Here is a 13,281-nt window from a genome sequence, read left to right on the forward strand (position 1 = left end):
CATTTTTTTATTGCTGATTGTGTTCGTCGTGGCGCTTTCCTCTACGGGGTGCAAAAGCCCTGTTCCGTTCCCAAACAAGCCTGAGAAACCAGCGGGGGAAATGAGCAGTACTGAAAATTACCCCGATGAAGTAAAAACAGCTGTTGAAACTGTTAAACCGATGCAGGTTGGAGTGGCGGTATCTGTTAACAATAAAACCTACCTCATCGTCAGCTATGGCGAGAAACCAACCGCAGGGTATGAAGCTTCGATTACTTCAACAGAAAAGCAGGGGGACGGACTTATAGTAACGACAGCGATCAGTGGTCCAAATTCAGGGGAGCCGGCAGCACAAATGCTTACTTATCCGTACGTTGTCAAGGCGGTTGACGGTTCTTTTAAGGAAGTTCTTTTCAGGGATCCTGCCGGTGAGGAATTTCCGCAGGTAATTGGCTTGTAAGGCAGGCTTTCTTCCATTAAACGGTCCGGTAATAGTAATATCATCGTTTCATCGCTGTCGGCAGATCAGAATGGGATTAAAGCAAGGGGTATTGCCCGTGTTTTTGAAGCGACAGTTGGGTATGAAACCCAAGATGAGGCAGGAAACAAGCTGACCGATGGGTTTTTAACCGCTGCTGCGGGCGGTCCGAACTGGGGTTACTTCGAACTTGTCTTGAATGAACTGCCCAAAGATGCAGCAAAGCTGCAACTATTTCAACCAAGCGCTAATGACGGAAGCAAACTTGATCTTGTAGAGCTCAATTTGAAGTAAAGTTAATATAGTATAGGGGGTCAGGCTTGACTTATTATGAAAATTGACTTATTAGGAAAGCCCTTTAACTAAATCCATTTTTCTATCTGAATTTTTTAATGATAAATATTCTTAGGCCGCCGTTATCACGTTCGCCATTCCCGATATCACCAGGTCGTTTCACGAATCTTTGAGTGTGCCGCTGTAGGGGGAAGGTTTTAGTTTGTGAGTTTAGATGTACACTATGTCTTCCTCGAACACCGTCATTGTTTCCAGCCCCTCGGCGGTTACAAGGTAGGTGTTTTCCACTCCCACAGCCCCATCGGGAAAAACAAATTTGGGCTCCAGGGCGATGACCATTCCTTCTTCCAGGAGCGTGTCGAATCCGTGTGCAAATACAGGCAGTTCGTCGAGTTCGATGCCGATTCCGTGACCGACAAATGCCACAGGTGTTGGGAAACCCATGAAATGCTTCCCGAAAGGTCCTTCCTCGGCAGCCTGCCTGGCCAGGTCGTAGATTTTTCCACTCGCCACACCAGGTTTTGCCGCCTTTTTCATCCTCTCCAGGATATCCAGCGCAGCCTCCTGAGCCCTGATTAGATGCCCGGGGAGTTCTCCAATACAAAATATCCTGGTTTGGTCTACCATATACCCGTCGTGAACAAAACCGTAATCCACAAGAACGGGCTCATTTCTGGCAATCGGCTTTTCGCAGGCGCCCTGTGCATAGGCCGGGCTGACACCTTTCCCTCCCACAGCGCCGTCAAAATAACTGGGAACAACGTTTCGTCCGGAACAAATATGGACAAAAACAAGGTCCTGATTGAATCCGCGCACTCTCAGCAAACCGGCGTGCCCTTTCTTGCGGGAATATGCCTCGATTAACGCGGCCAGTTCCAGTTCGGTCATGCCTTCCCGCAAAGTTTCTCTGACCATGGTAAAAACTTCGCCGTGCAGATCTGCTGCCTCTTTTAAGATTTGTAATTCATAAGGAGACTTGACCATCCTGACAGTGCGTATTAATTGGCTTGCATCTACAATTTTGGCCGGTTCAAAAAGTTTTTGATAGCGCAAATATTGCGCTGCGGGGAGAATGTCCAGTTCGAAGCCGAGCGTTTTCAAAGGCCGGGAACTGTAAGACTGTATAATCGCATGAATTTCCCTTAAGCTTTCCAGGCAGATGATATTATCCAAGCCGGATTCTTCCGTAGCCCGTTCAAAAGTTTTCTTAACCAGAAGAACCGGACTGCCTTCGGCGGGTATAAACAGGTGCGAGCGTTGGATAGTCCCTGAAAAGTAAAACAGGTCGGCGTTCTGCACCATTACCGCCCCGTCGATGCCGTGCAGTTTCAATAACTCCTGAAGCTTCGCGCATCGCTGATTAAGTTCTGATTTAGGAGTGAAACGCAAATTATAACCTCCCCATCTCTTAATAAAAAATTATCTTTATTTATCTGTGTACTTGTCTTACTCAACTGATTATATCATTTATAATAATTTCTTTGGATCATGCGAGTAAAGAACTTTTATTATAAAAAATCGCCTGAAGAAAATAAATACCCTTAATCGTAAACAATAAAAGATAATTAATTTCTTTGGAACATCCAAGAAAAATACAGCGTACTCCGGCTTCCGTAACAGGCTGTTTCGGGTTATCTTTATGTAAGAGGTGAAAGATGAATGGAAGCAGGGGAATACCATTTTACGAACAACAAGTGCACAGCCGGAACAGGGAAAGGGATGATTGCTTTGCAGGGAAAAATTGTAACAAGGGAAATCTTGTGCAAAACAGCCTTAAGCAAGACGGGGATTCCAGGGTATGAATACTGCATGAATCCCTATGTCGGCTGCGTTCACGGCTGCATTTACTGTTACGCTTCCTTTATGTGCCGTTTTACAGGCCACCGGGAAAAGTGGGGCGAATTCCTTGACGTTAAGGTAAATTTCCCTGAAGCGCTCGCCAAACAGCTGGGCAGCCGCCGGACGAGGCCCGAAGGCAGGGTCCTGCTGGGCAGTGTGACCGACGCCTATCAGCCGGTCGAAATCCGTTACGAAATCACACGGTCCGTTCTCAAAGCGCTGGCCGACTACCAGCGGCTTCAGGTCAATATTCTAACAAAATCGGACCTTGTTCAGAGGGACCTTCCGTTACTGCAACAACTGCAGGACTGCGAGGTCGGATTTACGATTACTACCATGGATCATAAAGTTGCCCGGGTGCTTGAACCCGGCGCTTTTTTGCCAAACCAGCGTATCGCCGCAGCCCGGAAACTAGTCGAGGCCAGTGTTTCTGTGTGGGTTTTTATAGCCCCGCTGCTTCCGGGATTGTCGGATTCCGAGGAATCTCTAACGGATTTACTGAAGACTCTTCACGAAACCGGCATTGAAGAAATCCTGCTGGACAATTTGAATCCCTACCCTGCGGTCATGCACCGCTTAAAAACAGCCTACCGCCAGTATTTTCCCGGAGCTTTGCCTGAATTAGAAGAATACCTGTCTCATCCAGCAATCTACCGGGCAAAAAGTCAGGCGCTGCTGCGGCAGATCAGTGATTTTGTAGGCTGCCGGCCATATTTTATATAACTTCAACCTCCGCCAATTCTTGCCTATTGACAGAGGCTATTTGTCTACTTATTTTTTTTCTGCGCAGTAATAGATAACTTTCCGATCGCTTTGCTTATTTCGACTGCAACTAGCGGCACAATACTTAAGCCAAGAACAAGCAGCCAGTTATTAAGCTGAAGCAGTTCGGTTCCAAACATGTCACGCAGGAAAGGGACGAATATTACTGATAATAATGCCGAAACGGAAAGCACATTGGCAAGGACAAGACTGCGATTTGTGAAGAAGCCTATGCTGAAGAGTGACTGATCCAGACTCCTGACGTTGAAGGAATGTACCAGCTGGCACATGCATAAGGTTGCGAAAACCATGGTGTGCACCTGTTTTACCGGCAGACCCTGGCGCAAGCCAATGAAGTAACATACAAGGCACATAGCTCCTATAACAAAGCCCTGCCAGAGTATTTTGGCGCCCATGCCCCCGGCAAACAGGCCTTCCCGGGGATTACGGGGCGGTTTCTTCATGAGGCCTTTTAAAGGTGGTTCCAGCCCAAGGGCCAGGGCAGGGGCTCCGTCCGTGACCAGGTTCATCCATAGTATTTGGATAGGTGTCAGGGGATTTCCTAAACCAAGCAATAAGGCGACAAAGATGGTTATAATTTCTCCTGCGTTGCAGGAAAGCAGAAATTGTACGCTGCTGCGTATGTTATTATATATAGTCCTTCCTTCCTCGATTGCTTTAACTATGGTGGCAAAATTATCATCCCGCAGCACCATATCTGAAGCCCCCCTGGCTACCTCGGTCCCGCTGATTCCCATCGCCGCCCCGATGTCAGCCCTTTTAAGAGCCGGGGCGTCATTCACGCCGTCACCGGTCATGGCCACGACATGTCCGTGATGCTTTAGAGCGCTGACGATGCGTAATTTATGCTCGGGTGATACCCTGGCATAAACGGCGACTTTATTGGCAACCTTTCTCAATCCTTCTTCGTCTATCATTTCAATCTGGTCGCCGGTCATCACTTCGTCACCCGGCTGCAGTAAGTCTAATTCTTTAGCAATAGCGATTGCGGTATCCCGGTGGTCACCAGTTATCATTATTGAACGGATGCCTGCCCCGCGGCTGACCGCAACCGCTTCTTTAGCCTCCGGTCGCGGAGGATCCTGGATAGCGTAGAAGCCGATAAAGGTCAAATCACGTTCCGCTGTGTCTGATTCCTTTGGATAGTTCTCCTTCACTTCAGGCCACAGCCGGGTAGCCAGGGCTAATACTCTTTGCCCTTGCAATGCAAACCCGGAATTAACCTCCAGGAGGTGCTTGCGGATGCCTTCGTCCAGAAGGACAGGCTCTTTTGCCGACAGTACCTTGCTGCAGCGGGACAGCAGCACATCAGGCGCACCTTTGGTAAAGGACTGAACAGTTCCGCTTAGAAGGTGGAATGTAGTCATCATTTTACGGTTTGAATCGAAGGGTATCTCAGCTAACCTGGGGTATTTTGTTTCGGTTTCCTTTTTTGTTATACCTGCTTTGGCGGCAGCAACTACCAGCGCTACCTCGGTAGGATCGCCGGCTACTTGATAACCGGTATCCGTTTGTTCCAGCTGGGCATCGCTGTTTAAAAGCCCGCCTAACAGGAGCAGATCCAAATTTGTATCCAAAGAGGACATTTCTTTGCCATTCTTATCTAAAAACTTTCCTTCCGGTTCATAACCGCTTCCGGTTACTTGAAAAAAGCTGTCTGCGACAAAAATTCCGGTAACGGTCATTTCATTTTTGGTCAACGTACCAGTCTTATCCGAGCAAATTACCGTTGCGGCGCCTAGTGTCTCAACGGCCGGCAACCTCCTGATAATAGCCTGGCGCTGGCTCATTCTGGTCACGCCCATGGCCAGTACGATTGTTACCACTGCGGTCAGCCCTTCAGGTACTGCGGCTACAGCCAGACTGATGGATACCATAAACATTTCCGGCAGCGGTATTCCACGATACAGTCCCAAAGCAAGCACAACGACCACTATCGCCCCTGCCGCTATGCCAAGGACTTTACCCAGACTGGCTAAACGCTGTTGCAAAGGTGTTGATTCTTCTTCCGCTGTTTCAAGCAGTTCAGCGATTCGTCCCAACTGAGTCTTCATTCCTGTCTCAACAACAAGCGCTTTACCCCGGCCGCCGGTCACAGCAGTACCCATGAAAAGCATATTTTTTCTGTCACCTACAGCCAACTGGCCGGTGTTAATTACAGCTGTATCCTTTTCGACCGGTATAGACTCTCCGGTTAAAGCGGATTCATCAACATAAAGGGAAGCTGCTTCAATCAGCCTTGAGTCGGCCGGAACAAAGTCACCTGCTTCAACTAAAAACAAATCACCCGGGACAACCTTTTCCGAGGAAATCTGTAATAAATTACCGCCCCTAATTACTTTAGCTAATGGTTTAGTCATGTCTTTTAAAGCCTTCATGGCATATCTTGCTTTGTTTTCTTTAATTGACCTTATTGTTCCATTGAGGATTACAATGATCAGGATAACTATAGAGTCTCTCCACTCACCGATGAACGCTGAAATAAGAGCAGCGGCAATTAGAATCAAAACAAGAACATCTTTGAGCTGGTTATAAATCATTACAAAAAAACTTCGGGGAGGTTCTTCTTCCAGGGCGTTAGGGCCGAATGTTTTTAAACGGGCGTCTGCTTCTTCTGTATTCAGTCCTCTTTCCAAGTCAGTTTTAAATTCCTGTTGTAATGATCCAACGTCTAGCGCATGCCAATTTTTTTCTATCATTCTCCCTCCTTTTTGCGATACTGTAAGGAATACTACCTCATATATTTATTATAAACCCGGAAGGGTCAGTTTTAAGTAAGTGATGAAAGATAAGTGGGTTTTTATTTCTGGCGGGGTAAACAAAGAAGAGATTTAAATAGGCAACCTGGCTGGATTACCTGACCGTTTAGACAAAGTTATCTATAAATTAAGTAAATCATGATTATAAAAGCCTGTATCCAACACCCGGTTCCGTAATAATATGGCGGGGATATGATGAGTCGGCTTCAATCTTACGACGCAGCTGGCCTATATATACCCGCAGGGAGTGGGTATCGTACTCATATGTCATTTTCCAGACAGCGCGGATTAGATGCTTGTGAGTCAGCACCTTGCCGGCATTTAAAGCCAGGTTCTTAAGCAATTCATATTCTGTAGGGGTAAGTCTAATTTTCCTGTTGTTGACGGTTACATAGCGGCGGGCAAAGTCAATGGTCAAGTCGTCAAAAACCAATACAGGCTCATCTTCAGTACCGGCCGCATGGCGCAAAGCCGCCCTTATCCTGGCCAACAGTTCACCCATCCCGAAAGGCTTGGTTACATAGTCATCTGCTCCGGCATCTAAAGCAGCTATTTTGTCGTTTTCCTGGCCTTTAACAGAAAGAATAATTACCGGAATACCGGACCACTCGCGCAGATTTTTCAGCACTTCCAGGCCGTTTAGATCCGGCAATCCCAGGTCAAGGATAACCAGTTCCGGCTTAAAAGCTGTAATTTCATCAAGGCCGTCCCGGCCGGTCGCCGCTCCCTTGACTTCAAAGCCGTGACCTGACAAAGCCACTTTCAGCAGCCCTCTGATTTCTATTTCATCATCTATGACCAGGATGCGCGCTCCTTTAGTGATCATTATTTTCCTCCCCGTCAATATCAACAGGCTTACAGGGTACTGCCTCGCCAAGCGGCAAAATGAAGCTGACGTCCAGACCTCCGCTGGGATTGTTGGATGCCCAAATGCTTCCTCCATGAGTTTCGATTAGCCCTTTACAGATTGCCAGGCCGAGACCTGTGCCGCTAACCTGATGGGGTGACTTAAGCCTGTAGAACTTATCGAAAACATGATCCAGGTCTTCAACTGAAATTCCCTGTCCATAATCAGTTACAGTTACCTTAACCTGTTTGTTGTCATGACTGGCGAATATGCATATTTCACTTCCCGTAGCGGAGTATTTAATAGCGTTATCCAGCAGATTAACCAGCACCTGCTCCAGTAAAACAAAATCAACCTTAACCAGGGGCAGGTCGGGCGAAACCTCTATTTTAAGGGGTCTGTCGCGCAGTGGGTCTTTCATGTTTCTTACCGCAACCCCGATTATTTCCCGAATATCGCACCAGTCTTTATTCAAGCGGATTAGTCCGCTCTCCAGTTTAGCCATATCAAGAAGATTGCCGACAAACCTGTTCATCCGTAAAGCTCCCTGCTTAATTGTTTGCAAAAGATCATGACTGGCTTCAGGACTAAAAAATCCCTCACCTTCAAGAATCGATGTCACAGCGCCGATTATAGAAGCCAGCGGTGTACGCAGATCGTGTGAGAGGGAATCAAACAGAGCGGTACGGAGCCTCTCGGATTCGGCTGCCAATTGAGATTCTTTGGCCAGTTCGGCAAGCTTTATCCTGGTGACTAAGAGCGCAGTTAAGTTTGCAAAAGCCTCCAGCAGCCGCCTTTGTTCCAGTTGCAGGTATCGTTCCTTGATGTCAAGCTTTATGCATAGAACTCCTTGGGAATACTGCTCGGTTCTGAGTGGTATATATAGCCCGACAGCGCTGTTCAATGTTCTTGTGCCTTTTCCGGCTATCTCACCACGCTCAAAAGCCCACCTGGCAACGGCCAATTCGCTGTCATTAAGGAAGTCCTGTGAAGAAGCGCCTGCCCTGAGTTCCAGCTTTCCGTTCTGATCCGGCAGTAGTACGGCTGCCTGGGAATCAGTAGTTTCTGATATTCTTCTGGCTACAATTTCCATTGCCGGATTAATTTCCGAAACTGCTACGATATCCCGGCTTAACGAGTATAGCGCCGCCATTCTTGTTTCACGCCGCCTGGAGCTGATTACCTGCTGTTGGAGACGGCCTGAAAGAGTTCCAGTCAGCAGCGCAACTATTATAAAAACAACCAGGGAGAAAAGATAGGGCAGGTCTGCCGGTATAAAGCCGGGGACAGGAGGTATGTAGAAATAGTCAAAAATCAGCGAACAGACAACCGCAGCCGTAACCGCCGGACCTGTTCCCCATTTGACTGCGCTGAATAAAATAGGCAGTATTAAAATCATTGCGACATTTACCAAACCGACGTATGGATAGACAAGACCGACCAAGACGGCGAATAAAGCCATTGTCACCAGAGGTAAAAGATGGTTGATGAGTGGAATCCTCAAGGTGGGGAAAGGCAGTTTTTTTTGCTTTTCCGCTTTTGGTTTATTCGGAATTACATAAATACCTGCTCCGCGGCTCCGCCTGATTACATTGTCAGCAATTGAACTGTGTGTCCACTCCCAAAATGCAGTGCGCAGTGACTTACCTATTAATATCTGTGATACATTGCGCTTCCTGGCCAATTCCAGCAGTTCCCCGGCAATGTCATTGCCGGTTTGTGTTATTGTTTCAGCGCCAAGATCAACGGCTAATTGCAGGTTCCTGGCCAGGAGATTTCTTTCGGCTTCATTTGGAGGAGAACGCCTTGGGGTTTCAACATAAACGGCCAGCCACTCCGCCTTCATGCCTTCCGCAATTCGTCCGGCCATCCTGATCAACTGTGCCGAAAACGGGCTGGGGCTGACGCAGACCATGATCCGGTCTCCAGTCGGCCATGGGCCTTCAATGCTGTGATCCTCCATATATGTTTCGAGCGCATAGCTAACCCTTTTCGCAGTGTAGCGTAAAGCCAATTCCCTTAGAGCGTTGATATTTCCGGGGCGATAGAATCTCCGGAGGGCTTCTTCATCCTGGCCGGGCATATATGCCTTGCCATCTTTCAGCCTCCGGATGAGTTCCTCGGGAGGAATGTCAACCAGTTGAATCTGAAAGGCGGATTCTAAAAATTTATCAGGTACGGTTTCCTTTACTGCAGTTCCTATTATCCTGGTTACGATATCATTTAATGTTTCAATATGTTGAATGTTTATGGTTGTGTAGACGTTAATACCAGCTGTTAGCAATTCCTCAACGTCCTGGTAGCGGTAGGTATGATTTGACCCTGGTATGTTGATGTGCGCCAGATCATCCACCAGTACAAGACCGGGACGGCGGTCAAGAATGGCATTAAGGTCTATTTCTTCGAATTTCTCTTCCCCGTAAGCAAGACGCCGACGTGCAAGTGCAGGCAAGCCTTTGAGCAGGGTATCTGTTTCCATACTTCCATGAGTGTCCACCAAACCGATAACAACGTCTATGCCCTCGGCAAGCCGTTCCCTGGCCGCGTCAAGCATGGCGTATGTCTTGCCCGCGCCGTCGGATACCCCGAGGAAAACTGTCATCCTGCCGCGTTTCTTGCCGTTCAGATTAGATGAGGTTGTATCCTGATCAGTCATTTTTCACACACCATCGAAAGTTTTTCCTGCTTTCTTTGAAAGCCCGTCCAAGTAGTCATGTTTATTCTTGTCTTTATTTTAATATATCCATTCCTGGTCCAGCAACATATCACGGCAAGGCTTTTAAATATGCTTTTCATGTGCCAGGTTTTGCTTTACCACACCTATTTTGCCGCAAAAGAAAGAGCGGCCGGTTTCGTGCATGCATGTGGTCATTATGATTGATTCGCCTGGTGTTTTTTAAAGCCCATGTTTCTCAGACTTAAAACATGGGCTTTTCTAATTTATGAAAGACTTGCATAAAAGGAGTTTTCAATGATTCAGTTTTATCCTTTAACAACCAGTACCGGACATTTAGCATGCTGCAGTACATAATTGGAGACACTGCCTAATCCCAGGAAGATCCTTTCCACGGTCCCCCGGTTGGCCGAGCCCATAATAATCAGGTCGAAATTCTCTTTTTCCGCATAACGGACAATACCTTTGCCGGGGCTCTCGTCTAAAATAACAAAACTTGCCTTAATACCTTCATTAATAATTTTCTCTTCATATCCTTTCAGCACTTCGGTAAAATACTTACGGGTATCCTCCTGCAGGTCCTTGATCATATCAGGGGTAGTCACGGTTGTGATGAAGCCGGGCATTTTCACTGAAGACAACAGGCAGATCTCCCCATTACCGTCTTTGGCGATTTCAATCGCTTCTTCTACAGCTTTTTTGGCCTTGTCGCCGTTGTCATAGGCAACCAGTATTCTTTTAAACACTGCTTCGCCCTCCTTTGATTACGCTTTTGAAGATTTTTTTTGGGCAGTTGCGTTTCTGCTCAAGAAATTGTTCAATGGAACAGAAATTACATAAAGTATTGCGCCTATTACCAGTGTACCGATAATTAAGCCCAATCCGTGATATTGATACCAGAAGAGCAAATAGACCATACAGATGATGATGGAAACAATCATTGTGGGGAAAGCTACTTTCATATAGCTGATAAATGTAATCGGGACACCTCTTTTTTCAGCCATTCCACAGACCACGACGTTAGCCGAAGCGCCGATGATTGTTCCGTTGCCGCCCAAGCAGGCGCCCAAAGACAAAGCCCACCATAAAAGGTTTATGTCACCCGACATTCCCAGCCTGCCCATATCTTTAATCAGCGGAATCATCGTAGCCACAAACGGTATGTTGTCAATAAAAGCCGAGGCAATGGCGGAAATCCACAGGATAAGCATACTGGCAGGCACAAGCAGTCCGTTGGTAATATCAATAGTAAAGCGGGCTATGGCTTCAATAACACCTACCTTCTCAATTCCGCCGACAACTAAGAACAAACCGGTAAAGAAGAATATCACCGGCCACTCCACAGCATGCAGGGCTTGTTCCGGATCTTCCCGGCAGGACAGCAGTAAAAGCAGAGTAGCGCCGCTTAATGCGATAACAGAGGATTCCATGTGGATGTACTGGTGAATGACAAATCCTATTATGGTTACAGCAAGTACGACTATGCACTGTTTCAGCAAATGGCTGTCTTTTATTTCCTGTTTCTCGTCCATTTTCATTATGCCCTTTTGCAGTTCCGGAGTTGTTACTAACTGTTTTCTGTAAATCAGGGCCAATATGACAATTGTAACGATGTGTACGATTATAATTACAGGTGCTAAATTTGCTACAAAATCCATAAACCCTAGACCGGTTGAGCTGCCGATCATAATATTGGGCGGATCGCCGATCAGCGTGGCTGTGCCACCGACATTTGAGGCAATAATTTCGGCAACTAGAAACGGAACGGGATTAACTTTTAACTGGCTGGTAATCGCGAAAGTTACCGGTACGATTAACAATACCGTGGTTACATTGTCTAAAAAGGCAGATGTTACAGCAGTAACCGCGGCCATGGACATCATAATCTTGATGGGATTGCCTTGCACCGATTTAGCGGCTTTGACGGCCATATATTCAAATATACCTGTGTTGCGTGTAATTCCTACGATGATCATCATCCCGATTAACAGGCCGAGGGTGTTCCAGTCGATATAATGGATAGCGTCTTCCACACTGAGGACACCGGACAGCGCAAGCAAACCGGCGCCAATTAAAGCTGCGATCGTTCGGTGAACTTTTTCTGATACGATAACCGCATAAGTCAGTAAAAATACAGCAATGGCAAATAAATACATGGATTTTACACCTCTTCTGTTCCTTTTCCCTTTCTAAATATTCAAGCTTGTTTTTTCTCATTTCCCGGGACAACCTGTAATACGAACATATGGCGCCATAGTTGCCTCTATGCCGACAGCCTCTTTTTCTTGGGCCGGATCACCTCCCTTTGCGTCAATTGCTTAAAGCTGCGCCTTTGCTTTAATGCGGATTTGCAGGTCAAGTGCCCCTATCTATTAATCTGAAATCTCACCTATATGTAGCAAGATTCATGCCAGAAAAATGAGTTTACACGAAGATTAGCTTATTGACAAAATCTTGACTGCATTAGTGCCCATTAACTGCATTTTTGCATTGGCATGAAGAGAAGTTCAGCAAAGACAACATTTGTACGGTTTGAGGTAGAATGATGAAAAGGAGGTAGGCCAAACAAGAATTGCATTGCCTATCCTAGCAAAGTACCTCTTGAGGAACTAAAAAACTTCTTCAGGAAAGGAAGCTAACAGAGGAACAGTCAGCAGAAATGAATTGTGTAGATAATGGCAGTAACATACGGCCAAGGAATTACTTATGTTTATAAAGGCATTAAAAAAGTTGGACCATATTACTGTTAACAACACAGAAAGACTACTGCCGGTATAGGAAGAAGGTGTTGAGAAACGGCTAAGCGGGGTAATGCGAAAGTTCTGAAAACAAATTGAGCCTTAGCGGGATTGGAATTGAACTAACCACCTCTTGCTTGTCAAGCTTCAGCCTAGTGTGGTAGGGTGGATCTTATTTATAGCAGTTTTATGAACTCTTCAAAGGTGAGGCTTGCCTGTTCTAAAATACTTTTGATAAGTATAGGGCTTAAAGTCTCCCCGGCATGAACAGGCACTGTTACCAGGTTGCTACCCGGCTTATACAAGTGATGATGACTCCCGCTTACTCTTATTATAACAAAGCCAGCGGCTTTAAGGGCTGATACAACCTTCTTACCTGTGACCCTGGGTATCCTGGTCATAAAACGCTGACCTGTACTTCAGCAAACTCAACGTCTCCCTGAGGGACAGTCTGTCCTATCAGCTTTAGGGCTTCAATATGGCCCGTTATAGCTTCTTGGATCCGTTCCAATGCTTCCTTTCTGTCCTTTCCCTGAGTAAGACAGCCAGGTAGTGCGGGAACTGTTACAACATAAACCTGGGCATCATTATCCCAGGTAAGGATAACCTTGAACTTGCGCGGCATCGTCAGAGACCTCCTCTTTTACGTATTTAAATAAATCTCCGGGTGTTATACAACAAGCCGGGGAGCGACACCCGGCTTTCTTTATTTCTTTTAAATTGTTTTAAAATTTTACTGGTATAAAATTTGTCAAAAAAGTTGATATAAAATGATCCCTAAAACCATGGCATTACTGGTGGGCGGGATTGGAATTGAACCAACCACCTCTTGCGTGTCAAGCAAGCGTTCTCCCACTGAACTACCCGCCCACGTCACGTACATCACTTAT

At 46.5% G+C, this 13,281-nt stretch carries 11 protein-coding genes, 1 tRNA gene and 1 pseudogene; 3 read left to right on the forward strand and 10 right to left on the reverse strand.

The window, feature by feature from the left end; genetic code table 11:
- Positions 1-10: 10 nt before the first annotated feature.
- Both DEH07_05885 and DEH07_05890 read left to right on the forward strand, forming a co-directional pair.
- On the forward strand, positions 11-439 hold the full coding sequence (locus DEH07_05885; protein ID HBY04069.1) for a hypothetical protein: 429 nt from the start codon (positions 11-13) through the stop codon (positions 437-439).
- Between the two features lie 15 nt (positions 440-454).
- Positions 455-751 carry a hypothetical protein gene (locus DEH07_05890; GenBank protein HBY04070.1) on the forward strand — a complete coding sequence of 99 codons (297 nt, stop codon included), beginning with the start codon at positions 455-457 and terminating at the stop codon, positions 749-751.
- A 210-nt stretch (positions 752-961) separates the two neighbouring features.
- Here DEH07_05890 and DEH07_05895 read toward each other — a convergent pair whose 3' ends face one another.
- Positions 962-2,140, reverse strand: coding sequence for an aminopeptidase P family protein (locus tag DEH07_05895; protein HBY04071.1), 1,179 nt, complete (start codon positions 2,138-2,140; stop codon positions 962-964).
- Positions 2,141-2,470: 330 nt separating this feature from the next.
- Between DEH07_05895 and DEH07_05900 the strand changes: the two genes are divergently transcribed.
- Positions 2,471-3,313: a radical SAM protein gene (locus DEH07_05900; protein HBY04072.1), complete on the forward strand. Its 843-nt coding sequence runs from the start codon at positions 2,471-2,473 to the stop codon at positions 3,311-3,313.
- Between the two features lie 44 nt (positions 3,314-3,357).
- Here the strand turns inward: DEH07_05900 and DEH07_05905 are convergent, their stop codons facing one another.
- The 9 genes and pseudogenes from DEH07_05905 to DEH07_05945 all read right to left on the reverse strand — a co-directional run bounded on the left by DEH07_05905 (position 3,358) and on the right by DEH07_05945 (position 13,261).
- Complete coding sequence (locus tag DEH07_05905) at positions 3,358-6,072, reverse strand: ATPase (protein HBY04073.1); 2,715 nt, start codon at positions 6,070-6,072, stop codon at positions 3,358-3,360.
- Between the two features lie 202 nt (positions 6,073-6,274).
- Positions 6,275-6,958, reverse strand: a complete 684-nt coding sequence (locus tag DEH07_05910) for a DNA-binding response regulator (protein HBY04074.1) — start codon at positions 6,956-6,958, stop codon at positions 6,275-6,277.
- Entirely contained in the window at positions 6,948-9,635 is a 2,688-nt protein-coding gene (locus tag DEH07_05915; GenBank protein HBY04075.1) for a sensor histidine kinase KdpD, read from the reverse strand. Before DEH07_05915 ends, DEH07_05910 begins: the two co-directional genes overlap by 11 nt.
- A gap of 326 nt (positions 9,636-9,961) precedes the next feature.
- Positions 9,962-10,399: a universal stress protein gene (locus DEH07_05920; protein HBY04076.1), complete on the reverse strand. Its 438-nt coding sequence runs from the start codon at positions 10,397-10,399 to the stop codon at positions 9,962-9,964.
- Positions 10,400-10,417: 18 nt separating this feature from the next.
- Positions 10,418-11,809 carry a hypothetical protein gene (locus tag DEH07_05925; GenBank protein ID HBY04077.1) on the reverse strand — a complete coding sequence of 464 codons (1,392 nt, stop codon included), beginning with the start codon at positions 11,807-11,809 and terminating at the stop codon, positions 10,418-10,420.
- Positions 11,810-12,567: 758 nt separating this feature from the next.
- Positions 12,568-12,792 (reverse strand): hypothetical protein, encoded by a 225-nt coding sequence (locus DEH07_05930; GenBank protein ID HBY04078.1) that lies wholly within the window; start codon positions 12,790-12,792, stop codon positions 12,568-12,570.
- Entirely contained in the window at positions 12,789-13,016 is a 228-nt protein-coding gene (locus DEH07_05935) for a HicB family protein (GenBank protein HBY04079.1), read from the reverse strand. The genes DEH07_05930 and DEH07_05935 overlap by 4 nt, the downstream gene beginning before the upstream one ends.
- A pseudogene (locus tag DEH07_05940) lies at positions 12,979-13,065 on the reverse strand (XRE family transcriptional regulator). Before DEH07_05940 ends, DEH07_05935 begins: the two are co-directional and overlap by 38 nt.
- 121 nt (positions 13,066-13,186) lie before the next feature.
- Positions 13,187-13,261 (reverse strand) — tRNA-Val (locus DEH07_05945).
- Positions 13,262-13,281: the final 20 nt, after the last annotated feature.

Origin of the sequence: Desulfotomaculum sp., assembly GCA_003513005.1 — a bacterium.
Taxonomy (GTDB): domain Bacteria; phylum Bacillota; class Desulfotomaculia; order Desulfotomaculales; family Nap2-2B; genus 46-80.